The organism is Thiohalophilus sp. (assembly GCF_034521165.1).
GTDB lineage: Bacteria > Pseudomonadota > Gammaproteobacteria > UBA6429 > Thiohalophilaceae > Thiohalophilus.
On record NZ_JAXHMV010000005.1, the window covers coordinates 20,877 to 45,266 of the forward strand.

24 protein-coding genes are annotated in these 24,390 nt (G+C 56.5%); 14 read left to right on the forward strand and 10 right to left on the reverse strand.

The genetic code is table 11. The features are described from left to right. The first annotated feature begins 106 nt into the window (after window positions 1-106). Window positions 107-541 (forward strand): CBS domain-containing protein, encoded by a 435-nt coding sequence (locus U5K34_RS04030; protein WP_322567210.1) that lies wholly within the window; start codon window positions 107-109, stop codon window positions 539-541. A 348-nt stretch (window positions 542-889) separates the two neighbouring features. Next, window positions 890-2,437, forward strand: a complete 1,548-nt coding sequence (locus U5K34_RS04035; RefSeq protein ID WP_322567211.1) for a Fic family protein — start codon at window positions 890-892, stop codon at window positions 2,435-2,437. A gap of 197 nt (window positions 2,438-2,634) precedes the next feature. Here U5K34_RS04035 and U5K34_RS16005 read toward each other — a convergent pair whose 3' ends face one another. Further along, window positions 2,635-2,958, reverse strand: a complete 324-nt coding sequence (locus U5K34_RS16005) for a hypothetical protein (protein ID WP_416224020.1) — start codon at window positions 2,956-2,958, stop codon at window positions 2,635-2,637. Between the two features lie 421 nt (window positions 2,959-3,379). Here U5K34_RS16005 and tal point away from each other — a divergent pair, with 421 nt between their 5' ends. Continuing rightward, window positions 3,380-4,450: a transaldolase gene (tal, locus tag U5K34_RS04045; protein ID WP_322567212.1), complete on the forward strand. Its 1,071-nt coding sequence runs from the start codon at window positions 3,380-3,382 to the stop codon at window positions 4,448-4,450. A gap of 88 nt (window positions 4,451-4,538) precedes the next feature. On the opposite strand, the gene U5K34_RS04050 is transcribed toward tal, so the two are convergent. Beyond that, window positions 4,539-5,768 (reverse strand): ISL3 family transposase, encoded by a 1,230-nt coding sequence (locus tag U5K34_RS04050; protein ID WP_322567213.1) that lies wholly within the window; start codon window positions 5,766-5,768, stop codon window positions 4,539-4,541. A 167-nt stretch (window positions 5,769-5,935) separates the two neighbouring features. Here U5K34_RS04050 and U5K34_RS04055 point away from each other — a divergent pair, with 167 nt between their 5' ends. From U5K34_RS04055 to U5K34_RS04070, 5 genes are all read left to right on the forward strand, one after another. After that, a complete protein-coding gene (locus U5K34_RS04055) occupies window positions 5,936-6,244 on the forward strand; it encodes a DUF1840 domain-containing protein (protein ID WP_322567214.1) in 309 nt (102 codons plus the stop codon). Window positions 6,245-6,299: 55 nt separating this feature from the next. Beyond that, complete coding sequence (glgP, locus tag U5K34_RS04060; protein WP_322567215.1) at window positions 6,300-8,846, forward strand: alpha-glucan family phosphorylase; 2,547 nt, start codon at window positions 6,300-6,302, stop codon at window positions 8,844-8,846. A gap of 89 nt (window positions 8,847-8,935) precedes the next feature. Continuing rightward, window positions 8,936-9,673, forward strand: coding sequence for a helix-turn-helix domain-containing protein (locus tag U5K34_RS04065; protein ID WP_322567216.1), 738 nt, complete (start codon window positions 8,936-8,938; stop codon window positions 9,671-9,673). Further along, complete coding sequence (locus U5K34_RS16010; RefSeq protein WP_416224019.1) at window positions 9,570-9,887, forward strand: FAD-binding oxidoreductase; 318 nt, start codon at window positions 9,570-9,572, stop codon at window positions 9,885-9,887. Before U5K34_RS04065 ends, U5K34_RS16010 begins: the two co-directional genes overlap by 104 nt. Next, window positions 9,799-10,143: a hypothetical protein gene (locus U5K34_RS04070; protein ID WP_416224017.1), complete on the forward strand. Its 345-nt coding sequence runs from the start codon at window positions 9,799-9,801 to the stop codon at window positions 10,141-10,143. Before U5K34_RS16010 ends, U5K34_RS04070 begins: the two co-directional genes overlap by 89 nt. Window positions 10,144-10,195: 52 nt before the next feature. On the opposite strand, the gene U5K34_RS04075 is transcribed toward U5K34_RS04070, so the two are convergent. Continuing rightward, window positions 10,196-11,017, reverse strand: a complete 822-nt coding sequence (locus tag U5K34_RS04075) for a class II glutamine amidotransferase (RefSeq protein WP_322567218.1) — start codon at window positions 11,015-11,017, stop codon at window positions 10,196-10,198. Window positions 11,018-11,092: 75 nt separating this feature from the next. Then, on the reverse strand, window positions 11,093-11,428 hold the full coding sequence (locus U5K34_RS04080) for a hypothetical protein (RefSeq protein ID WP_322567219.1): 336 nt from the start codon (window positions 11,426-11,428) through the stop codon (window positions 11,093-11,095). 445 nt (window positions 11,429-11,873) lie between these two features. Here U5K34_RS04080 and U5K34_RS04085 point away from each other — a divergent pair, with 445 nt between their 5' ends. Continuing rightward, window positions 11,874-12,119, forward strand: coding sequence for a helix-turn-helix transcriptional regulator (locus tag U5K34_RS04085; protein WP_322567220.1), 246 nt, complete (start codon window positions 11,874-11,876; stop codon window positions 12,117-12,119). A 2-nt stretch (window positions 12,120-12,121) separates the two neighbouring features. Further along, entirely contained in the window at window positions 12,122-13,414 is a 1,293-nt protein-coding gene (locus tag U5K34_RS04090; protein ID WP_322567221.1) for a type II toxin-antitoxin system HipA family toxin, read from the forward strand. A gap of 163 nt (window positions 13,415-13,577) precedes the next feature. Here the strand turns inward: U5K34_RS04090 and U5K34_RS04095 are convergent, their stop codons facing one another. Then, a complete protein-coding gene (locus U5K34_RS04095; RefSeq protein WP_322567222.1) occupies window positions 13,578-14,285 on the reverse strand; it encodes an MOSC domain-containing protein in 708 nt (235 codons plus the stop codon). A 352-nt stretch (window positions 14,286-14,637) separates the two neighbouring features. Between U5K34_RS04095 and U5K34_RS04100 the strand changes: the two genes are divergently transcribed. Further along, window positions 14,638-15,333, forward strand: a complete 696-nt coding sequence (locus tag U5K34_RS04100) for a type 1 glutamine amidotransferase (protein WP_322567223.1) — start codon at window positions 14,638-14,640, stop codon at window positions 15,331-15,333. 402 nt (window positions 15,334-15,735) lie between these two features. Here U5K34_RS04100 and U5K34_RS04105 read toward each other — a convergent pair whose 3' ends face one another. The 5 genes from U5K34_RS04105 to U5K34_RS04125 all read right to left on the reverse strand — a co-directional run bounded on the left by U5K34_RS04105 (window position 15,736) and on the right by U5K34_RS04125 (window position 21,221). Then, window positions 15,736-15,963: an AlpA family transcriptional regulator gene (locus U5K34_RS04105; RefSeq protein WP_322567224.1), complete on the reverse strand. Its 228-nt coding sequence runs from the start codon at window positions 15,961-15,963 to the stop codon at window positions 15,736-15,738. 612 nt (window positions 15,964-16,575) lie between these two features. Beyond that, window positions 16,576-19,329 (reverse strand): cation-transporting P-type ATPase, encoded by a 2,754-nt coding sequence (locus U5K34_RS04110; RefSeq protein ID WP_322567225.1) that lies wholly within the window; start codon window positions 19,327-19,329, stop codon window positions 16,576-16,578. A gap of 71 nt (window positions 19,330-19,400) precedes the next feature. After that, a complete protein-coding gene (locus U5K34_RS04115) occupies window positions 19,401-19,916 on the reverse strand; it encodes a TlpA disulfide reductase family protein (protein ID WP_322567226.1) in 516 nt (171 codons plus the stop codon). Window positions 19,917-19,925: 9 nt separating this feature from the next. After that, window positions 19,926-20,474: a hypothetical protein gene (locus tag U5K34_RS04120; protein WP_322567227.1), complete on the reverse strand. Its 549-nt coding sequence runs from the start codon at window positions 20,472-20,474 to the stop codon at window positions 19,926-19,928. Between the two features lie 66 nt (window positions 20,475-20,540). Continuing rightward, window positions 20,541-21,221, reverse strand: a complete 681-nt coding sequence (locus U5K34_RS04125; RefSeq protein ID WP_322567228.1) for a metalloregulator ArsR/SmtB family transcription factor — start codon at window positions 21,219-21,221, stop codon at window positions 20,541-20,543. Window positions 21,222-21,354: 133 nt separating this feature from the next. Here U5K34_RS04125 and U5K34_RS04130 point away from each other — a divergent pair, with 133 nt between their 5' ends. From U5K34_RS04130 to U5K34_RS04140, 3 genes are read left to right on the forward strand one after another with little or no spacing between them, the layout of a single operon-like run. Next, window positions 21,355-22,218: a sterol desaturase family protein gene (locus U5K34_RS04130; RefSeq protein WP_322567229.1), complete on the forward strand. Its 864-nt coding sequence runs from the start codon at window positions 21,355-21,357 to the stop codon at window positions 22,216-22,218. Then, window positions 22,208-23,170, forward strand: coding sequence for a VTT domain-containing protein (locus U5K34_RS04135; RefSeq protein WP_322567230.1), 963 nt, complete (start codon window positions 22,208-22,210; stop codon window positions 23,168-23,170). Before U5K34_RS04130 ends, U5K34_RS04135 begins: the two co-directional genes overlap by 11 nt. A gap of 4 nt (window positions 23,171-23,174) precedes the next feature. Beyond that, on the forward strand, window positions 23,175-24,308 hold the full coding sequence (locus tag U5K34_RS04140; RefSeq protein ID WP_322567231.1) for a cysteine desulfurase family protein: 1,134 nt from the start codon (window positions 23,175-23,177) through the stop codon (window positions 24,306-24,308). Window positions 24,309-24,390: the final 82 nt, after the last annotated feature.

Below are 24,390 nucleotides of genomic sequence, written 5' to 3' on the forward strand. Positions count from 1 at the left end.
GCCATAACGACGTCGCTGACTGAAGCGGTCGATACGATCTCGGTGCTCTACGGCTCGCGTCGAGCCGATGGATTCCGCCTGCATAGGTCGTCGAAGGAGAAGCTAAATGAAGATTGTCGATTGGTTGGAGGGGCACGCCGTAACCGGGGTGACCGTCGAACGTGATGCCTCGCTCGAGGAGGCGGCGCGCGCACTGCTGGGCGAGCCTGAATGCCGCGATATCTATGTCATCGATGCCGAGGGGCGAGTCGTCGGTCACCTCGGCTTCCGCCGGCTGGCGGACATATTGCTGCACCGGTCGACGCACAGCCGTCGCCAGTTGCTTGAGCAGGTGGCGCGCGGACCGGTCCGTGAGTTCATGAATCAACGCTTTATCTCGGCCCGACTTGACGAGCACGTCCACGATGTCCTTCATAAAAACATGGAGCGATGGGTCGAGGATATCCCGGTGCTCGACGGGGACAGTCGGCTGGCGGGAATCATACGGCTGGTCGATCTGGTCCGTGCGGCGATCGAACCATCTGACCAGAGCTTTGATTGAGTGTCAGCCGCGCGGGCTGCCGGCCAGGTAGGAACCGGCGGCCCCAGCCGCGCTGGAAGGTTATCAGAGGCCACTTAGCCTGACGCCACAGATCGAAGCAACAGCAAAACATATCACACCAGATGTCACACCATCGACCTACTCACATTAATTTCGAGGGTTTGTTCATGTTCATCGGCGATTGTTCGGTGGCCGAGTGGCACTTACACGACAGTTTTGTGCGGGAAATGAACAGTACAGAATAACCTAATAATGACTCGACGTAATAACCTAAATATGCTACTACTTAATAAACTAACAAAAGCGCAACACTAAAACCGAACAATCCCTCTGAAACCGGACAGTATTATGGCTTCGCCATCTGAAAAACTTACAGAATCCCTGGAAATATTAAGGAAACTACAACGGGAAGGGGTAGTCGCCATCCGCTCGGGGGATCTGACGCGGACCCATCGGGAACGGCTGCTCAACAACGGCTTTCTGCAAGAGGTCATGAAAGGCTGGTATATCCCGGCCCGGCCCGATGAACCGGCGGGTGAAAGTACGTCCTGGTATGCCGCGTTCTGGGAGTTCTGCGCGGCGTATCTGGGTGAGCGTTTTGATGACAACTGGTGCTTGTCGCCGGAGCAGTCGCTGTTGCTGCATTCGGGGAATCGCACGGTACCGGCTCAGCTTCTGGTGCGAACCCCGAAAGGGGGGAACAAAGTGATGGCGCTGCCGCATGAGACATCCCTGCTTGCGGTTCGAGCGGCCATGCCCGGGGAGAAGGATATTGTTCAGGTTAATGGCTTAAGGCTCTACGCATTATCGGCCGCCCTGATCGCCTGCGCATCGGCATTTTATCGCCAGTATCCAACAGAAGCCCGGACGGCACTGGCCATGGTCAGGGATGCCTCCGAGCTTCTGGAACGCCTGCTTGAAGGGGGACACAGCACCATTGCCGGCCGGTTGGCCGGCGCACTTCGCAACATCGGGCGGAAACGGCTGGCGGATGATATTGTTAACACCATGCGCGCAGCGGGATATACCATTCGTGAGGACGATCCCTTTGAAAATGATAGTGGTATCACGTTTTCCACACGTGTAGTTTCACCGCAGGTAAACCGGCTGCATTTGTTGTGGCAATCGATGCGCGAGCCGGTGATGGCGCGTTTCCCGGCGCCTCCCGGTTTGCCGGAATACCCGGATGATTATCTTGCCAAAGTCGAGGAGATTTATGTCACGGATGCCTATCATTCACTGTCGATTGAGGGTTATCGAGTCAGTTCGGCGCTGATTGAACGCGTCCGCAGCGGGAACTGGAACCCGGATAGTCATGAAGCGGATCGCGAACAGCGCGATGCGATGGCGGCACGCGGTTACTGGCAGGCCTATCGTGCCGTATACAACAGTCTTGCCCGGGTACTGGCTGGCGAGAACGCGGGCCTCGTGGCCGAAGAAGAACACGGTAGCTGGTACCGGGAGATGTTTGCTCCCGGTATTACCGCCGGTATCTTGCGACCGGCGGATCTGGCCGGTTATCGGAATAATCAGGTCTATATTCGCGCTTCAAAGCATGTGCCACCGGGGCATGACGCGGTCCGGGATATGCTGCCGACTTTGTTTGAACTCATCAAGGAAGAACCCGAGGCGTCGGTCAGGGTGGTACTCGGCCATTTTGTTTTTGTTTATATTCATCCTTACATGGACGGTAACGGGCGTATGGGGCGATTCCTGATGAATCTGATGCTGGGTTCCGGTGGTTATCCCTGGACGGTGATACCTGTTGAACAGCGGGAGGCGTATATGGCCGCGTTGGAAGAAGCCAGCGTGCAGCAGAATATTATTCCATTCACTAATTTCATTGCAGAATTGGTTGAGGTTAGTTTAAAAGGATACACGGCGACAGGCCGTTGAAATAAATAGCTCCACCCAGAGGCGTAGGGCGGGTTTCACCCATCCTACGAGTTGAGTTACGACTGAAAGCCCCTCCTGCAGGTGTTTATCTGCCGGACAGATGATGGATGCAATATGTCACTGCCTGGCGACAAACGTAGTCAGCCGCACCGTGTAGGCGGCTTGAGCCTACCGGAGCGGCTGGGGCAGGCTGCGGCCTATGCGGTTTCGCCCTTCGGGTTGAGACCAAAGCGGTTCTCACCTGGCGCGTAAGCGCGCAGGTCAGCCGTTGAGCACGTGCTCCAGCTCCAGGATCGGCCAGGCAGTTTCTTGAAAGGGCGCTGGTTGAGCTGCTTGAGGCTAAAGAAGATCTCATGGCGCAGGGCGGCCATGATCCAGCGCTCGACCACCTGCACGCCGACCTCGGCCTTGGCCTTGTTTTTGGGCTTGTAGGGCCATGCCGGCACCGCCACGGTGTCCTTGATGGTGCGAATATCGCGTCCATTGCCTATGAGCCCGAGGCGTTTAACGAATGCGGTCAATGATTTTTCAACCTCAATGACGGGCGACTGGCATTTAATAGCCTCAGCATTCAGATGGGCTAGGATGAGGCGTGGCTTGGGACCGAAAGGTAAACCGATATCAACGAATGCTTGTCTGAGTGGGAGTAGGGCTGCTCATGAGTAATTGATCTTGCGAGAAATAATTATCGCCAGTTGAGTATCTAAAATACATAATCAACAAAATTACGCACATCAACTCTTATCATGAGTCTTAGTGGATGTGAAAAAGAAGGCTCCGCAGAGAAGGTTGGCAAATCTATCGACAGTACTACGTCATAGCTGATGACAAGCGGCGGATTCTGGCAGCGTTGAAAATGCGCCGGAGCATATCACTTTACCCGTATCTTCCCACCTTGTTACATTATGGCTGTGCCGTTGTTGCTTATTTACAGGAGATGAAATGATGACCACACAGTGTCTGCGCGATCTCGGTCAGAGCCTCTGGCTCGACAACATCACGCGCGGGCTGCTGAGCAGTGGTACGCTACAGCGTTACATCAAGGAGCTTGCCGTAACAGGCCTTACCTCCAATCCCACTATTTTCGATCAGGCTATTAGAAACACGGATTTTTATGATGATGCCATCCGCCAGAAAACACTTGCCAGCAAGTCCGGTGAAGCGCTTTTTTTCGAGCTGGCACTGGAAGACCTGACTGCCGCTGCGGATCTGTTCCGTCCGATTCACTCAGCCACTGGCGGCGTCGACGGCTGGGTTTCGCTGGAAGTCTCACCTTTGCTGGCGGCTGATACGGCAGGGACGATTCAGGCAGCTGCGCAACTGCATGCACGCGCCGGGCGTTCGAATCTCTATATTAAGATACCCGGTACCCGCGAAGGTCTTGCCGCCATTGAAGAGACGATCTTCGCTGGCGTGCCGGTAAATGTGACCTTGTTGTTCTCACGCGAGCACTATATCGCCGCCGCCGAGGCGTATATGCGTGGCATCGAACGGCGCATTGCGGCCGATCTCGATCCTAATGTGGCTTGCGTGGCATCGATTTTTATCAGTCGTTGGGATGTGGCGATTAAAGACAAGGTTCCTGATGCGCTGCGCAATCGTCTCGGCATCGCCATCGCCATGCACACTTATCAGGCTTATCGTGATCTGTTGGCTACGCCGCGTTGGCAAAAGCTTGCTAAGGCCGGTGCACGGCAACAACGCCTGTTATGGGCCAGTACCGGGACAAAGGATCCAGCCGCATCCGATATACTATATATAAGTGCGCTTGCTGCAGCCGATACCATCAATACCATGCCCGAAAAAACGCTGCTCGCCTTTGCCGACCATGGTGCAGTAAAGGGCAGTTTGCCGGTGGATGGCGGTGATGCCGAAGCGGTGCTCAACGAGTTTACGCGTGCAGGTGTGGACTCTGCTGCACTTGCTGCCCAACTCCAATGCGAGGGTACGCAATCCTTCGCAAACTCCTGGCGCGACCTGCTTGATTGCATTATGGAAAAAGCAATGTGCTGACATAGGCACACACAGATGAAGCAAGGCCATGATATCCGCAACGCAACTCGAATAACTGTGCAGAAATGGCCTGCGTATTTATGGTTCGTCACGCAAATGTATGCACGGTTTTGGGTAAGGATAGCCCTGCCATGCAGTGATATAGATTCCGAATATAGCTCTTTGCTGAACGAAATCCATAAGCCTTATGGCTTATCACCTTTGCCTTGTTATTCAGCCCTTCCACAGTGCCGTTGTGGATGGGCATCCTGAAATAATTCATCAGGTCATCCTGATGGCGCCGAAGCATCCAGGCAAATTCACGCATCGGCTTGAGGCGTGAATGGGTTGCCCACCAGAACCAATTGTTCAGGTAGCGTTCAGCCCAACCGGCGTAGGTGTAGGTCCAGAATTCACGAAAGCTCTCTTTGAGCAGGTAGGCACGATTGATCTTGAGATTCAGATGTTCGAGTTCCGATAACCGAGCCTGCTGCTTGTCGGTGAGGTTCCAGGGATTCTTCAACCAGATGTACCGGGTCTTGCTCATCAGAGCTTTGTGCTCCTGGCCCTTTTCCCGGATCTCATCACGTCTTACCTGGTCCACGGCCTTGGTCAAATGCTGAACGATATGAAACTTGTCGAACACCAGAATCGCCTTGGGCGCCTTGGTCTTGACCACATCAGCGTAGGGCTGCCACATATCGCAGCAGACACCCTCAAGCTGTTCGGTATGTGCTTCGCCAAACCAGTCAAAGAAGCCTTCCAGCGTCTCTTTGGCACGGCCCTCACCGCTCCACAGCAACTGTCGGCTCTTAAGGTCATAGACGTTAGTGACATACACATGCCCACGCTTGCGAGAGATCTCATCAATGCCAATGTGGGTCACCTGCGAAAGGTCTCGGTGGGCAAGGCCATAGGCGACCGCCTCATCAACCGCCGCTTCCACGGTGCACCACGAACAGCGAAACAGAGCCGCCACCTGCTTCCAGGTCAACACCCGTGCCCATGTAGCCAATGTCACCATCAGCGCTCGGGTAAAGCGCCGCTGCCCCGAGACCCAGGGCATCGCTTCGACATGGATCCCATCACATTGCTTGCAGCTCACGCGGCGCGGGGCATAGAGCAGCTGTACATCAATACCCCACAGCGGCACGTGGCGAAAACGACGAACAGCGCGAGTGTCGCGGTAGGCGGCGGGCTTGCCACAGGCGCCGCAGCAAGGCGTAAAACGCCTGTCAGCGGTCAGCGTCGCCTCCAGTCCATGCCCTGTTTTCTGTACCATCACCACACGAAATCCTTGCAATTCCACCGTCTCTTTAATCAAACTTTCAACAAGCATGAGTCTCCTCCCAGATACCTAGTTAGCTTCGCAACTTCTAAGTACCTGATGAGGCTCATGCTTTTCAACTATTAACGCGTTTCTCCGTGCACCGATCCGCGAGAGGAACCGTATTTATTCAGTGGCATGCACAAACGAAGACTGATTATTTGAACGAGATGAAGACCATGTTGGTGACATTTACGACCGATGCCTATGCTGATATTACAATGTTTGGCAATGACGCACTTGCCCTGCTGAAAATGATGGGACATAGTGCAACGGTGCCCGGTGCGATTCTGGCGGCCGATGTCCCTGCGGCCCTGAGTCAGTTAACGGCCGCTATCGAAGCAGAAAAAGTCTCAGCGCCACTTAAGACTAAAAATAACGACAAGGATGACGATGAGCCGGAAGTCAGTATGGCTCATCGTGCTATGCCTCTGATCGATCTTCTCGCTGCGGCAGCAAAGGCAAACGTCAACGTCATGTGGAAATGAATGGTCATGCAAAAGTTCTTCTGGACTGCATCTGTAACAACATGAAGAGGAAGCCATGAGCGAACAAGCAGGCATTCATCACCCGAAGCAGCGTCTTATATCCAGGGACGTAGAGGGTTTCGATACCCTGGCCGAGCTCGCTCTGGATATGCGTTCGACGTGGAATCATGCCACCGACCAGGTGTGGCGACAGCTGGATCCTGTACTCTGGGAGCTGACTCAAAATCCCTGGGTCGTGTTACAGACAGCCTCGCGTGAGAAACTCCAGGATGTTTTAGCCGATCCCACTTTCCGCAAACACATTAATGAACTGGTGCAGGCCAGGCGGGATGCGGCAGAGGCTCCCGCATGGTTTCAGCAAGCCCACCCGCAATCAGCGTTGAGCTGTGTTGCCTATTTCAGTATGGAATTTATGTTGAGTGAAGCATTGCCCATCTACTCGGGGGGGCTGGGCAATGTCGCGGGCGATCAACTCAAGGCCGCCAGCGATTTGGGTGTCCCGGTTATCGGTGTAGGACTGCTGTACCAGCAAGGTTATTTTCGCCAGGTGATCGACAAGGATGGTGCCCAACAGGCTTTGTTTCCGTATAACGATCCCGGTCAGTTGCCGATCACCCCCTTACGTAAAGCAAACGGCGAGTGGTTACGCCTGGAGATTGCACTGCCAGGTTACTCGGTGTGGTTGCGCGCCTGGCAGGTTCAGGTGGGTCGCGTGCAACTCTACCTGCTGGACAGCAATGACGCAGCGAACTACCCCGCGCATCGCGGCATTACCAGTGAGCTGTATGGCGGTGGATCGGAGTTGCGTCTCAAGCAGGAACTACTGCTCGGCATTGGCGGCTGGCGATTACTGACCGCACTTGGCATTCAACCGGAAGTCTGTCATTTGAATGAAGGGCATGCCGCCTTCGCCGTGCTTGAACGTGCCCGCAGTTTTATGGAGGAAAACGGCAAAACCTTCGCCGAAGCACTGGCCGTAACACGCGCGGGCAACCTGTTCACCACCCACACGGCAGTGGCCGCCGGCTTTGACCGTTTCGTGCCAGCGCTGATTGAGCGATACCTCGGTGGTTATGCTGAACAGAGATTGGGTATTACCCGCCACGATTTGCTGGCCCTGGGCCGGCAAAATCCCCATGACAGTTCTGAACCTTTTAACATGGCCTATCTGGCAATACGCGGCAGCGGCGCGGTGAATGGCGTGAGCAGTCTGCATGGCCGAATTAGCCGACATTTATTTGAGCCGCTGTTTGCGCACTGGCCAACAGATGAAGTGCCAGTCGGCCACGTGACCAACGGAGTGCATATGCCGACCTGGGACTCAGCGGCATCAGATGATCTATGGACTAAAGTCTGCGGTAAAGATCGCTGGCTCGGTGCAACAGAAACGCTGGAGCAGGACATGCGTCAGGTCCCCGATAACCAACTCTGGCAATTTCGCCTCGCCGCCAGCCGGTCATTTGTTGACTATGTGCGTGAACGCCTATCCCGGCAACAGGCAGCCTGTGGAATGTCACCTGAAACTGTTGCCACCGCGAAGCATTTGTTTGATCCCAATACATTGACGCTGGGTTTTGCCCGCCGCTTCGCCAGTTACAAAAGACCGAACTTACTACTGCATGACCCTGAACGACTGTTGCGACTGTTAACGAATCCGCAACGCCCGGTACAACTCATTATGGCTGGCAAGGCGCATCCGGCAGACGAGGTGGGCCGTGCGCTCATTCAACAATGGACGCATTTCATCCAGCGGTCCGAGGCGCGCCCGCACATTATTTTCCTCAGTGATTACGATATGCATTTGACTGGCCATATGGTGCAGGGTGTCGATGTCTGGCTCAATACACCGCAACGCCCGTGGGAAGCCTGTGGCACCAGCGGTATGAAGGTACTCGTCAATGGTGGCATTAATCTATCGGTACTGGATGGTTGGTGGGCGGAAGCCTATACGCCCGAAGTAGGCTGGGCGCTGGGCGATGGTCAGGAACATGGCGATAACCCGGAGTGGGATGCACGCGATGCAGAAGCCCTTTACGACTTACTTGAAAATGAAGTGATTCCGGAATTTTATTCGCGTGATGCACAAGGTGTGCCTACCGCCTGGGTGGCGCGCATGCGTGAAAGCATGGCGCGCCTAACACCACGATTTTCCACCAACCGCGCGGTGTGCGAATACACCGAGCAACACTACCTCCCGGCGGCCACCGCCTACCGTGCGCGGGCGGTCGATAAAGGCGCAATCGGTGTGGAGTTGGTAAATTGGCGGCAGACGTTAGAACAACAATGGTCAGCGCTGCGCTTCGGCGAAATGACGCTTGTAACGGAGAGTGGACAGCATGGTTTTGAAGTTCAGGTGTATCTCGATGACCTCAATCCCGCGGCCGTGCGGGTCGAGCTTTTTGCCAATGGCATCGACAGCAGCGTACCGGAAAGAGTGGAAATGAAACCAGTGAGAGAGCTGGTCGGTGCAATAAACGGTTATGCCTATCATGCACAGGTGCCAGTAACACGTCCGGCAACCGATTACACGGCGCGGATTATACCTCAGCACAACGGTGTGGCGGTACCCCTGGAAGATGCGCATATTCTGTGGCAGCGATAATTAACTTGTCATCAATAGATGTTAAAATATGGTTGGTGTTAAATAAAAAGGCTCTTCCCCAATTGTAGTGGGTTTGCCAGGTTAAATTGATGATGGATGAAACGACGTTATATGAAAAGATCCTGGGGATCGCCTCGCCCTGGTTTGTTAGCGGCATCAAATTCATTGAACCGGACAAGACGGTCGAGGTTCATATTGAGCTCGAAGCGGATTCACCATTGTGTTGCCCGACCTGTGGCAGGCCAACACCGCGCTACGACAAGCGCCGGCGTCGTTGGCGGCACCTGGATACCTGCCAGTTCAAAACGCAGGTTGAAGCCGATGTTCCGCGTGTCCAATGCCCTGAACATGGCGTCCAGACCATTGAGGTCCCCTGGGCACAAGATAACGCCCGCTACACGGTCTTGTTTGAGGCGATGGTCATTCTGCTGTTGAAAGAGAACACCGCCTCCGCCGTCAGCCGACAGATGGGACTGAGCTGGAATGCCGTGGACGGCATCATGCAGCGCGCGGTACAGCGGGGCTTGTCCCGTCGGGGCACCCCGGCGTTAGCCCATCTGGGTATCGACGAGGTCGCCTTTCAAAAGCGCCATGAATACGTGACGGTGGTCAATGACGCCGGATGTTCTGCGCCTCGTTCTGGCGCCGGTCGAGGCAGGGGAGTGTTTTTGCGAATTCGTCCCCGGCCAGTATATCGAACTGTGGCAGCCGGGGTCGGATCATCTGTCGCGCTCCTATTCCATTGCCAATGCGCCGCATGGCGATGGTCAGATCGAGTTGCACCTGCGTCGCGTCGCGGGCGGGCGGTTCACCGACTGGGCCTTTGACGAGATGCAGGTCGACGAAATACTGCGCGCGCGGGCCGCTTGGGGCGTTCACCATGCGCTCTCTGCCGGATGCGCCGCTTTTGTTCGTGGCGGGTGGCACCGGGTTCGCGCCGATCCACGCGCTTGTGGAACAGCAGGCCCGGTTTCAGCCCGAGCGCGACATGGTGCTGATCTGGGGGATGCGCGCGGCTCGGCAGTTCTACGCGCTCGATGAACTGGCGGCCATTGCAGCCGCCGCGCCGGGGCTGAAGATCGTGCTGGTCGCCGAAGAGGGGACGATGGCGGATCTGCCGAAAGGCTTCACGCAGGTGCAAGGCACCGTGGTCGATGCCCTCGCAGATGAGACCCTTCTTGGCGAGCGCGATATCTATGCCGCCGGGCCGCCGATGCTACTCCGGGCGCTGTCGACCGATCTGGCGCGGCGTGGCGTTGATCGGGGGCGGATACATATCGACAGCTTTGGCGTCTGATCGCGGGCACCCTGTACATGCTTCGTCAGCCGTGGGCAGGCTGTGCCGATACTCACGCAGGCCCTGCGACCCGTCTGTCTGCGATCCGTCCGGCCCGAAACACGGTGACCTCCCCTTCGGTCATCTCCTGCCAGCGCTCTGCGCTCAAAGGAACGCTGGCAACGAGGGCGACAGCCTGATCGGCGGCGGTCACGGACAGGCCATTTGCGGTGATGGTCGCGCCACTCGGCGGGCATTCGCGCAGCAAATACACAAGCCCCGGCGCCACGACTTCACCCGTTGTGGGCGACTTGCGCCGGTCACCGTGGGCAAAGAGGGCATCGCCATCCGAATAGAGAAAATTCGCCGGGCCAAATTGGCGCAGCCGCGCGGCGAAGGCCGTGACGATGTTCAGGCGCGCCTCGAGCGGAGGGATCTCGCCGGCTTGAACCCAGAGCGCGCCGAGGTCTTCGAGCAGGGCACAGAAGGCCTGTTCCGAATCCGTCTCGCCGACAGGGCTAAAGCGGGTCGACTGGAAAGCAGGTGTTTCGAGAAGTCCGGGCAGCCATCCATTATGCGCAAAGCAGTGCATCCGGCCCGCCATCTCGCGCACAAAGGGCTGGGCGTTGCGATAGGACAGCGCACCGACCGTGGCCTTGCGGATATGCGCCATCACGATGGGACTGCGCAGATCGTGCTGGCTTACAAACCGGAGCCAGTCGCTGTCATTTGCCGGCTCCGCATCCTTGATCAGCCGGACATCGGTGTCCTCATAGTAAGCGATCCCCCAGCCGTCACGCATCGAGGTCGGCGGTGCAGCATGCCCGGCCAGCCGTTGCAGCGACAGCCTCAAGGTCGCAGGCAGATTGCTGGACAGACCGAGAAGCTCACACACGATGCCGCCTCACATAGTGACACCGACCGGGTGGGCTGATCATCTCCACGGTGTCGTGGAACTTCATCAAGCGCCTCAGAAGCTTACGACTGTCGCGCCCTCGGCGGCGAAGCGCGGAAAGGCGGTGGCAGCGGATTCCAACGCCAGTCCGCGGGCGCGAAATGCGTCCTCAGCGCCGATCTGCTGAGCGATGCCGATGCAGGTCGTGACCGTGACTCCCGCCGTTACCAGCGCGTCGATCTGATCGTTGAAATCGCTCTTTTCGGGATCGGTTAGCATCCGCTCAGCAGGTCCGAAGACATAGACCTCCAGCGCGGTGTCCGGCGTGGCGTGGATGCGGTCTGCGAGCGCTGGAACAGTTTGAATGGATGCCGGATCAGCGTGGAAGAGGTGAAGCACGGTTTTGGACATGGAAGTCTCCTGCTGTTGGTTTGCCCCGACAGGGACAATTTCCTGAATTGCCGATGCGGCAATCCTTGTGCGCAGTTTGACATGATTTTTCGTGCATGGGTTTGATCTGGATCGTGTCTGATGTGATCGGCGTCAGTCGGTCGCATGGGTGCTTTCATTGCGATGGTCATTCGGCACCGAGAAGCCCTTGCACGACCGGCCAGACCGTCGTCGGCCCAATCGTGCGGGCCATGAAAACGGTCAGCGCGTAGTAGAGCCAGTGCACCGCGTAGGAATAGGCCAGACCATTCCGGGGAAAAGGGGTCGGGAAAAGGGGTCGTAGCCCTTTCCATAATATACGCAATAACGTAAAAATTATATTTATACGGAAAAAGCGATATTTTGACAATATCTGAAAAACCGTATAAATTGGGATTATACGTATATCCGTATAGGGCTAAAAGACATGACAAAGGCGGTACGCAATAACAGAGAACTTGGCGAGGCTATCCGCGCCGCAAGACTTGGCAAAAACCTGCGCCAAGTCGATGTTGCGCGCAAGGCCTCACTGCGTCAGGCGTTGATTTCCGAGATGGAAAATGGGGCAACGAGCGCGCGGGTGGACACGGTGTTCAAGGTCCTTGCCGCGCTCGAGCTGGATCTGGCCATCATTCCGCGCCACAGCGCCGCGTTCGATCCGACGGATTACTAGCCATGGGCCGTAAGCGCCAATCCCGCAATCTGGATGTCTATGTCGGCACGAGCCAGGTCGGTCTTTATCGGCGTGCGCCGGATGGATCGACGTCCTTTCGCTACGACCCGAACTGGCTCGGTTCGCAGCGGGCCTTTGCGATTTCCCTGTCGATGCCGCTGTCCGATCGCATTTGGTCCGGCGCCCAGGTGAGCAGTGTCTTCGACGGGCTTCTGCCCGATGATCCGAGGGTACGAGACAAGATTGCCGCGCGCGAGCAGGCCGAAAGCGGTGCCACCTTTGACTTGCTGGCGGCCATCGGGCGTGACTGTGTCGGGGCGTTGCGCTTCGTGCCCGAGGGGGAGAATCCCGGCGATCCGACGGCGATGGCCGCACGAGCAATAAGCGATGAGGAAATCGCGCAGCGGCTTGCTGCTCTTGGGACATCGCCTCTGGGCATCCAGGGCGAGGAGGATGAGTTTCGGGTATCGCTGGCCGGGGTGCAGGAGAAAACCGCTTTGTTGCGTCTGAACGGGGCATGGCATCTGCCGCTTGGTCCGACACCAACCTCGCATATCTTCAAACCGGCGCTCAAGGAAGGGCCCAACGGTGCAGATTTTTCCGATATGCCGTGGAACGAGTGGACCTGTCTGGAATTTTGCCGCGCATTGGGTCTCGATGCCGCGCACGCCGAGGTGTTGAGATTGGGTGGCGATCCGGTCCTGGTGGTGGCGCGTTTTGACCGTCGCTGGCAGGACGGGATTTTGTATCGCCTGCCGCAGGAAGATCTTTGTCAGGCGTTCGGGGTGCCGCCCACTCGTAAATACCAGAGTGACGGCGGCCCCGGCATTGTCGAGGTCATGCAACTGCTCAATGGTGCGATTGCACCCTATGAGGACCGTTTGCGGTTTATGAAAGCGCAGATCGTCTTCTGGCTGCTCGCGGCCATTGACGGCCACGCCAAGAATTTCTCGGTGTTCTTATCCCCAGGCGGTTTTTACCTGACGCCGCTTTACGATGTGATGAGCGCCGCGCCGTATCCCGAGCTCAGTGACCACAAGGTCCGACTGGCCATGGCGTTGGGAGATAACAATCATTACCGGGTCAAGGAGATCATGCCACGGCATTTTTATCAGACCGGGCGTAAAGCCGGTTTGCGCAATGCGGATATAGATGATTTGTTTGAAGCGTTGAGGAACAAGATCGGCGATGCGCTTGCCAAGGTGGAAGCTTTAGCAGGCCAGGCCGATGTGCCAGATACCACGGTGGGAGCGATCCTGCAGGGTATCCATGACCGGGCAAGACGGCTCGAATAATAAAGGAATAGGGTCGGGGAGAGGGCGCCATATTTGCACGATTTGATTTCCCCAAAAGCACTCGGAAACCCGCATAAAATGGTGAAATGTAGTACTGATTTTCCCCAAAAAAAAGCTCTAAGTTATTGAAAAAATAGAAAAACCGGGACCCCTAAAGCCCGACCTACATATGGGCAGGGGTCTCAAGGCGGCGCGTCCACGCCTCCACTTGGCCGGTGCGCAGGCGAGTCTCGGCCAGCTGCCGCCAGGTAGAGGCCAGCGGTGTCAACGCCGCGATCGCGCACAGGGCGCGTCTGTCCAGCGGTTCGCTATAGAGGTAGTGCAGCAGTTTTGCCAGCGGCCAGTCCGGGAGAGGCCGCTCACGCAGGATCAGAGGCTCTCCGGTCTCAACGGTTCCTTCCTCCAGCACGCGATAGTACCAGCCCGTACGGCCACTTTCCTGTACCCGCCGGGCCATCTGCGGCGTGCCGAAACGCAGATTGAGTTTCCAGCAGGGCTGCCGTGCCTGGGTAACCTGGAGAGTGGCCGACCCGAACGCGAAGATATCCCCCACGCACACATTCTGTTCGGTTATCCCGCGGGAGCTGACATTCTCGCCAAATCCCCCGATACTGAAGCGTTCGGCAGACAGTTCGGGAAGCGCACGCCGCCACGCCGTGTAGTGCTCGGCAGGATAGTGGTGGATGGCCTTGTCGAGTCCCCCGTGATGACGGGTGTCACCCTGCTGATCGCCGGCAAAACCGGTGGCACGCAACGCCAGCGGACCGGCCACAGGGTGCTTGTCGATGGCACTTGGCTCCCCGTTGGGTCCATACGCCTCGGCACGTCCAATCAGCAGATGACTAACGCATACCGGTTGAAGGATGCTCATGATCCTCTCCTTGAAGTGTCCATCTGCAGAATTTTATCTCAACTATGATAGACGGCGCAGCCCATAGAGTTCCCAGGAGTTTTGGACAGGCAGGACACTTTTAGGGTAAATTTGAGGTGAAATTTACCTAGATCCAAAATTTTACCCCATGATCGACCACAACCTGCACAAACTCGCACTCACGCTCAAATCAAAGCCATCATAAGGCGGGGAAAGTCGAAACTCTGTCCATCGGAAGGTACCCGCAGGCATCGCTCAAAAATGCGTGAATTCAATTTATAACTGCAAATTCGAGAAAGATTAAACAGATCTTACTTCCTTCTAGTTTCTATTAACCGTCACAGGTAAGAGAATGCGTGCACACTATTTGCAACATGTTCCCTTTGAAGGGCTTGGTAGCATTGAGCACTGGTTAAAAACAAATGGGTACGAGTTAACCCATACACAATTCTTTAACACAACCGACTTGCCGGATAGCAATCTGGTCGATTTTCTTGTGGTCATGGGCGGTCCGATGAGTGTAAATGATGTAGATACTTATCCCTGGCTTATTCCAGAAAAGCAGTTTGTTCGAGAAATTATCGAGTCTGGCAAACCTGTAATGGGGATCTGTCTTGGTGCCCAGATTATTGCAAGTGCAATGGGGGCTAGGGTCTTTCCTGGTTCTGTGAAGGAAATCGGGTGGTTTCCGATCCATGCAGTGGATTCTGCCGATAGCTCCGTTTTCAGTTTTCCTTCGTCAGAAACTGTGTTCCACTGGCACGGAGAGACATTTGATTTGCCATCGGGTGCGATACGGCTGGCCAAGAGTGAAGGGTGCGAGAATCAGGCGTTTCAACTGGGTAAGTCAGTGATCGGTTTGCAATTTCATCTTGAAACAACACCTGACTCAGCAAGACAGATTGTTGCTCATTGTCGCGACGAGTTGGGCCCAGCAAAATACGTACAGTCAGAGAAAGATATCCTGTCCGCGAGCCAAAATCGTTACAAATCTGTAAATCATCTAATGGATAGTGTCCTTGCCTTTCTTCAGCGAAACAGTGGTTAATAACAACATCAATGCGGACTGTAAATTCCGCTGCGCAACATTACCAGCCTGTTATGCGTAACTTCGGCGCCGGAACCTGGGGAGAACATTTGTTGCCGTTCAACGTGACATAGTCTGTCAGATAGACGCAGAATCAACACCGCCTTGAGAGCCCATGACTCCTCCTTGCAGAAGAGCCTTGATGATATTGCTGCGAGTAAGAATGCCCGAGATGCGCTCGGAAGAATCGTTGCTCAAGTCCATGTGATACCTGCGCCGCTCCAATGTCTGCTCTACCATCGAGGTGTTCGGTAGTGCCCGTCTTCAATGGTAAGGGCATGATCAGCAGTATACCTTACCTGATGGGGATGAAGCCGGTACCAATACGGAGTGTTTACAGTGTTGATTGCTCTGTTCAGATAATCATCGGCTCTCAGCCCGATACCCAGGGTCATAATCCACCAACTTATTATCAATCCATTCATTGATGGCCGACTCGGGCCAGGCCACCATACGTGGCCCCAAAGATACCGGTTGGGGAAATGTACCTTCGCGAATACCGCGATAGATGGCAGCTTTAGACAGTCCTGTTTGTTCTTCAACTTCTTTCCGGCGTAGCAATCGCCGGGATGTGTGAGAGGTACTTTTCATCTCAATCTCCTATCTCTATCTTGTGTGTTACTAACAGGAGAAAGTTTGATACGTTATGAACCTCGTGAGACTTGAATTAAACGTTCAAAATTGACGTTTTTGTAAATCGCAGGATTCCGCAGACTATAAAAAATGAATAACGCGATAACGTATGCACCTCATGTAACTCAATGGGACGAAATGAGTAGATTATTTTTCGAGAACAGGTTCGATTCCCTATTTCTATTGTGACTATTCGGGGTAAGTGTGGGGTAAGTGAGCAATAGGCAACATTGAATAATTTAATATATTCAATGTCTTACTTATCTGATTCGATTCCGGCCCCGGGCACCATTCCTTCAAGCGAGTTTCGCTGGTTTGTTAACAGTTTTATTATTAGTGGGCGAACCGGCACGGTCGTGCCGGCTGCGGCGTGCCATCCCTGGCACGCCCCCTTCGGGCGCACTAAAGTGCGGCCAAATCCGTTCCTGACGGATTTGTCGATTCCGGCCCCGGGCACCATTACTAACAATACCTCTTCCCACTGTAGGAGCGGCTGCGCCGCGATTGCCAACAGCGGGCGATGATCGTCAGGATTCCGATTATCGACTTCGTTCCTTCAAACGGTGCCATTCAGCGTACCGGCTTGCCGCCAATATTCCGATCCAGCCAGTATCGGATAACCCACTTTTCCAGTTCCACGATGAAGAATACGGATGCGGCGATCAGGATGATGCGCAGCCAGTCAGCCAGCGTCAGCGCTGTGGTATTGAACAACAGCTGCAGTGGCCCCCAGTACGTAAAGGCGAGCTGCAGCAGGATCAGCAGGCCGATGGCGTAAAGTACATAACGGTTGTTCAGGAAGACCCGCCAGGTCAGCGAGTTTTCGATCAAAAAGCGGGAATTCAACAGATAAAACATTTCAAACAGCACCAGCACATTCACCGCCATGGTGCGCGCTTCGTCGATGCCGGTCCCCTGGCCGCGCTCCCAGAAAAACAGGCCGAAGGTGCCGGCCGCCAGAATTAACGAGACAAACGCGATTCGCCAGATCAAAAAGGGCGTAAAGACCGGTTCAGCCGGATCGCGCGGTGGTCGGGCCATTACCTGACCCTCGGCCGGCTCGAAGGCGAGGGAGAGCGCCAGGGTGACGGCGGTGACCATGTTGATCCAGAGAATCTGTACCGGCGTGATCGGCAGCATCATCCCCAGCAATATGGCACCCACCAGGGTCAGCGCCTCGCCGCCGTTGGTGGGCAGAATGAACATGATCGATTTTTTCAGATTGTCATAAACAATCCGGCCTTCCTCGATGGCCCGGGCGATGGAGGCAAAGTTATCGTCGGCCAGCACCATCTCCGCGGCTTCACGGGCCACTTCGGTGCCTTTTTTGCCCATTGCCACGCCCACATCGGCACGCTTTAATGCCGGGGCGTCGTTGACCCCGTCGCCGGTCATGGCCACGACATTATTCTGCGCCTGCAGCGCTTCCACCAGTCTTAACTTCTGTTCCGGATTCACCCTGGCAAACACATCGGTGTCGCGCACGATTTGGCGCAGCGCAGCGTCATCATTGTCATCCAGGTCGGCCCCGGTCAGGGCCTGGCTGTTGTCGGCGACGATCCCCATCTGACGCGCGATGGACAGCGCGGTGGTGGCATGATCGCCGGTGATCATCTTGATTCGGATCCCGGCCGAATGGCACTGGCGAATCGATTCGATCGCTTCATCGCGCGGCGGGTCCATGATCCCGACCATGCCCAGCAGGGTCAGACCGGCTTCCACATCGTTGAAGTTCAGCTCGCGATGATCACTGTCGGTGGTGTTAAAGGCGATCGCCAGGACGCGCTGGCCGTCTTCGGCCAGTTGCTGCATCTGTTCATGCCAGTATTGGATATTCAACGGGGTGGTCTCGCCATTGGTACGTTGATGCGAGCTCATGGACAGGATCTGTTCCGGCGCGCCCTTGACATAGATAAAGCCGTGCCCGGCATGATCGTGATGCAGCGTCGCCATAAAACGATGTTCGGATTCAAACGGGATGGCATCATCCCGGGGCCATTCTTCGCTCTGATGCGCCGGCTCGAGTCCGGTCTTCATTCCCAGGGCAATCAGTGCACCTTCGGTCGGATCGCCGCTCAGTTGCCATTCCTCGTTATGTTTTTCGATACGGGCATCGTTACAGAGCAGGGCGGCACGACTCAATTCCTGAAGTACCGGATCGGTGTCGACCTCGATGGATTTTTCATTATGAGAAAATTCGCCGTGAGGATCATAGCCGTCCCCGCTGATCGCATACTGCCGGTCCGCCGTCACCACGTGACGGGCAATCATGACATTCTGGGTGAGGGTGCCGGTCTTGTCGGAGCAGATCACGGTCACCGAGCCGAGGGTCTCGACCGCCGGCAGGCGGCGAATGATCGCGTTGCGCCGTGCCATGCGCTGTACCCCGATGGCCAGGGTGATGGTCATGATGGCGGGCAGCCCTTCGGGAATGGCGGCGACGGCCAGTCCGACCGCGGCGAGGAACATTTCGCCAGCAGTGTAATCCTTGATTAACACACCAAAGGCAAAGGTGGCCGAGGCGATGACCAGAATGCTCCCGGTCAGCCAGCGGGAGAACTCGGCAATTTTTTGCAGCAATGGCGTGGTCAGTGTTTCCACTGATTGCAGCATATCGCTGATCCGGCCCACCTCGGTCTCGTTACCGATCGCCACCACCACACCCAGGCCCTGGCCGTAGGTGACCAGGGTGCCGGAATAGGCCATGGAAGCGCGATCGGCCAGCAAACTTTTTGGATCGTCAGGTTCGCGGCTTTTCTCCGACGCCATCGATTCACCGGTTAGCAGTGACTCGTCGATTCGCAGTTGGCGCGATTTGAACAGCCGCAGATCGGCCGGTACCTTGTCTCCCGACTGCAACAGGACCACATCACCGGGTACCAGCTGTGTCGCATCGACTGTTTTAATCTGTCCTTCACGGCGGACCCGGGCCTGGCGGGTCAATAACTGCTGGATGGCGGCCAGTGCCTTTTGCGCCTTGCCTTCCTGAACAAAGCCGATCAGGGCGTTGATGACGACCACGCCAAAGATGACGCCGCTATCGATCCAGTGCCCCAGCAGCAGGGTAATGATACCGGCACCGAGCAGCACGTAGATCAGGACATTATTGAACTGACGGAGCAATCGCCGCCAGGCCGGTTCGACCTGCTGGATCCGCAGCTGATTCAGCCCATACTGCTCACGTCGTTGTTGTGCTTCGGCCTCGTCCAGGCCCTGCTCGGTACTGGCAAGGCGTTCAAAGACGGCCTCACTGGCCAGGGCGTGCCAGTCAGGATGGTTGGTTTCGGTGTTCTGGTGCTGCGTATCTGTATTTTGTTTTGTCACCACCACTTCCTTGATGTGTTACAGATTTGATGCCTTAGAGAAAAATAACAGGCTGCACAATTGTCATGTGGTTACCGATTTTGTAGCTCGATCAGCATATCGACCAGTTCAGGCGCATCCCATTCCCGACCGCCGATGACGCGATAAACAATCTGGCCCTGCTTGTCCACGACGAAAGTGGTGGGCAGGCCGCGTACCGGCCATGCCTGAATCACGCTGGAATCCCGATCCAGCAGGATCGGAAAATTGACCGGATAATCGCCGGTAAAGGTGAAGATGGTATCTTCATCTTCGCCCACGTTGATCCCCAGCATGGCGATATCATGTTGCTTGAGTGTTTTCCAGGCCCGGTTCATGGAGGGCATCTCTTCACGACAGGGCGGACACCAGGTGGCCCAGAAATTCACCACCATCACGCGACCGGCATAATCTTCCATCCGATGCGTATTACCGTCCATGTCCTCGAGCGTGAACCCGGGAGCGGGGATCGGGTTTTTCATCAGGCTCGGTTTTTCAGCGGCCTGAACGGCCGTGGTGAACAACAGGCTCAGTGCAAACAGCGCGGTAAGCGGTCGGATTAACAACATAACACTCAATCACTCCGGTTCAGGATGGATGTCGGGCGCGCATTCGATGTCTTCGATGCGTCGGGTATACTGTTTGTCGCCACGTGACCAGCTGAATTCCAGATCGAATTCCGTGCCGGGCGGCAGACCGTAGGCGGTCATACCCCAGTTATAATCCTGCGCCGCATAAACCTGATAGGTCGGCAGCAGAGCCCATTCAAAGGCAATTTTTGCCGGTTCGGGGAGATCGTATTGTTGCCAGATTTCTTTCCAGGTTTCGCGCACCATTAACGATCCGGTTTCCTCGTTGGTATGGACTCGCCATTCGCTCAGATCATATTCGACCGGCGGACGATCATTATCGGCGGTGTTGCGAAACTCGCTTTGAAATACACAGGACAGCGCAATGCGCTCACGGGTCTTCTTGTCAAAGCCGCGTGCGGCAAAAAACGCGCGGGTCTGATCCGGCAGACGCTGGGTCAGTTTGAAGGAGATGCCCGCCTCCTGCCAGTGCCAGTGGCGCAGGCCGGTGTCGGGGTCCTCGCCGCGGCTCAGTTCGGCCTGCAGTGGTGCCACCATACAATAAAAAGCAATCAGGCATACTGGCGCAAGTTGTTGCATTGACCACATGAATCTCTCCCGGGTCTATTCCGGCTGGGTTTGTTCTTCCACCGGCAGACCGGCGGTTTTCCATTCAGGATAGCCGTCTTCAAGACGTCGCGCTTTAAGGCCTTTCTCGCGCAGGCGGGCAACGGCATCGAAGGCCAGCACGCAATGCGGTCCGCGGCAGTAGGCGACGATCTCCTGATCCCGGTTCTCACCCAGTTCGGCCAGTCGCTGTTCCAGCTCACTCAGGGGAATGTTGACCGCGCCGGGCAGGTGGCCGGCGGCGTATTCCTCGGGCGGGCGCACGTCGATGACCGTGACGTGGCCGTCGCGGGCCCGGGCCAGCAGCTCGTCGCGGGGAATCGGCTCCAGATCGTCTTTCACGGTCAGGTAACTGTTGATCAACTGTTCCACTTCGGCCACATGGTGTTCCGCCACCCGCCGCAGGGCATCGATCAAATCCAGCACATCGTTGCTGCTCAGCCGATAATAGACCTTGAGGCCTTCCTTGCGGGTGGTCACCAGCCCGGCCTGGCGCAGGTGCTGCAGATGCTGGGAGGTGTTGGCCACGGTCAGCCCGGCGACGTTGGCCAGGGCCTCGACGCTGCGCTCGCCCTGGGCCAGATATTCCAGGATTTCCAGGCGGTTACCGTTCCCCAGGGCCTTGCCGACCCGGGCGAACTGGGCGAAGAGATCGTGCTTGAAATTGCCGCTTGACATGCATCACCACCCTGAATAGTCTTTTATTCAAGTAATCACTTGATAAGTTGTATTTGTCAGTATAGCATGCCATTGGTGACAGACAATAACCAGAAGAATCAAACGCCGTTAACGGCAATGGAGAATCGCGGTCATGAATATCGACGAACTCATTCTGGGCAATGAACCCCTTATCCGGCTGGGTTTCTTTTTCGGCATCCTCGCCCTGATCGGGTTGTGGGAGCTGCTGGCCCCACGCCGGGCGTTGACTGTGTCCAAGGGGGTACGCTGGGGCAGTAACCTGGGGATTGTCGCCCTCAATACGATCGTCCTGCGTCTGTTGTTCCCGGCTGCCGCGGTCGGCATGGCGTTTTTTGCCGGCGAGCAGGGCTGGGGGATTTTCAACTATGTCGAGGTGCCGTACTGGCTGGCCGTGGTGGTCTCGGTGATCGTGCTCGATTTCGTGGTCTGGCTGCAGCATGTCATGGTCCATGCCATCCCACTGTTCTGGCGTCTGCACCGCATGCACCACGCCGATCTCGACTTTGATGTGACCACCGGCGCGCGCTTTCACCCGCTGGAGATCATTCTCTCCATGCTGATCAAGTTCGCCGCCATCATCGTACTGGGGCCGCCGGTCATCGCGGTGATCATCTTCGAGGTGTTGCTCAACGCCACCGCCATGTTTAACCACGGCAATATCCGTCTGCCGCTGAAACTGGATCGGGTGCTGCGCTGGTTCGTGGTCACCCCCGACATGCACCGGGTTCATCATTCGGTGGAAGATGACGAGGCCAACAGCAACTTCGGTTTCAACCTGCCGTGGTGGGATCGGCTGTTCGGCACTTACCGGGATCAACCCCGCGGCGGTCACGACGGCATGACCATCGGTATTCGCAAATATCGCGAGCCGCAACAGGTGAGCTGGCTCAACGGGATGTTGATCCTGCCGTTCAAGGGCAAGATCAGCGACTATGCGATCAATCGTCGGCAGTGGGGTGATGGCAATGAAAACTAAACTGATTCGTCTGAGCCTGTTTGCCATCCTCGTTATCGCGATCGGCATTGCCATCAGCTACCGGGATCAGTTCGATGCCGCGGCGCTGGAGGCGTGGCTGCAGGGTGCCGGCGCGGCCGGGCCGATCCTGTTTATCCTGATCTACGCGGCCGCCGCCGTGCTGTTTTTGCCCGGCTCGGTGCTGACCCTGGCGGGCGGCGCGCTGTTCGGCCCGGTCTGGGGGACGCTGTTCAACCTCATTGGCGCCACGCTGGGCGCGACGCTGGCCTTTTTGATCGCCCGCTACCTGGCCGCCGACTGGGTCGAGCGCAAAACCGGCGGGCGCCTGAAACAGCTCAAGCAGGGGGTCGAGAAGGAAGGCTGGCGGTTTGTCGCCTTCGTGCGCCTGGTGCCGCTGTTTCCGTTCAACCTGCTCAATTACGCGCTGGGTCTCACACGCATCAACCTGGCCCATTACATCATTGCTTCGTTTATCTGCATGTTCCCCGGCGCGCTGGCCTACACCTACCTGGGTTATGCCGGGCGCGAGGCGATCGCCGGCGGGGAAGGGCTGATTCAGAAGATCCTGCTGGCGATCGGGTTGCTGGTACTGGTGGCGTTTTTACCGCGCTGGATCGGCCGCCTGCGCCGGGGGCCATCGCAAAGCGTCGAACAACTCAAGCAACGGCTCGATCAAAATGATACGCTGCTGGTACTGGATGTTCGCAGTGAAGAGGAATTTACCGGGGAACTGGGACACATCCACGGCGCGTTGAATATTCCCGTTGAACAACTGTCACAACGCCTGGATGAATTAAACGATTATCTGGAGTCACCGATCGTCACCATCTGCCGCACCGACAAGCGTTCCGCCAAAGCCGTACAACTGCTGGCTCAACGCGGTTTCGCTGATGTTCACGTCATCCAGGGCGGGATGATCGACTGGAATAAACATGATTACCCTGTAGAGTAAGGGCATGACGCCTGTTTATCTGGATTACAACGCGACCACGCCGGTTGATCCCGACGTTCAGCAGATCATTACCCAAACCCTTCGCGAAACCTTCGGCAATCCTTCGTCAGCACATTATTATGGCGAGCAGGCCCGGGCCGTGATCGAGCAGGCACGACAACAGGTCGCCGATCTGATGGGAACCCGGCATAACAGGATTGTTTTCACGGCCAGCGCCTCCGAAGCCAACAATCTGGCAATCCTGGGCATGGCCTGTGCGCGCCAGGCACAGGGCCGTCATTTGATCAGCAGTGTCATTGAACATCCGTCAGTTTTGCAACCGCTTTACCACTTGCAACAACAGGGCTGGGAACTGACACTCCTGCCGGTCGATGAATTCGGTCGGGTCGATCCGGGCGATCTCGCCCGGGCCATGCGCGATGACACGGTACTGGTCTCCATCATGCACGCCAACAATGAAGTCGGCACGATCCAGCCCATCGAGGCACTTGCCGCGATCACGCATGAGCACGGCGTGCCGCTGCACGTGGACGCCGCCCAGTCGACGGGCAAGATCCCGGTCGACGTGAACGCGCTGGGTGCCGATCTGTTGACCCTGGCCGGGCACAAGTTCTATGCCCCCAAGGGCATCGGTGCACTCTATATAAAAGAAGGGATCCACCCGAATCCGCTCCTGTTCGGCGCCGCCCAGGAGCGGGGACAGCGTACCGGCACCGAGAACGTGCCCTATATCGCCGGGCTGGGTGTGGCCGCGCAACACGCGCGCCAACAGCTGACCACACTGTCCAACGAACTGCGTGACAAACGGGATCGCCTGCACCAGCAATTGCGAGACGCCATCCCGGATCTGCAACTCAATGGTCATCCCGAACACCGGTTACCCAATACATTGAATGTCTCGTTCCCCGGCGTGGACGCAAAAGCGCTGTTGGCGCAAGCGTCGGAGCAGGTGGCGGCCTCGACCGGCTCCGCCTGCCATGCCGACAGCGACGCGGTCAGTGGCGTGCTGGGGGCGATGGGTTTAACGCGTGATCGCGCGCAAGGTGCCGTGCGTCTTTCCGTCGGCGCGCCGACCACCCATAATGAGATCGAACAGGCCGCAAGTGCATTGATTCGCGCCTGGCAAACACGCTGCTGAGGGAGTCATCAACCAATGTCACAACAGGATATAGTTATTCTCGGCGGCGGGGTTGGCGGACTCATCACCGCCAGCGTTGCCG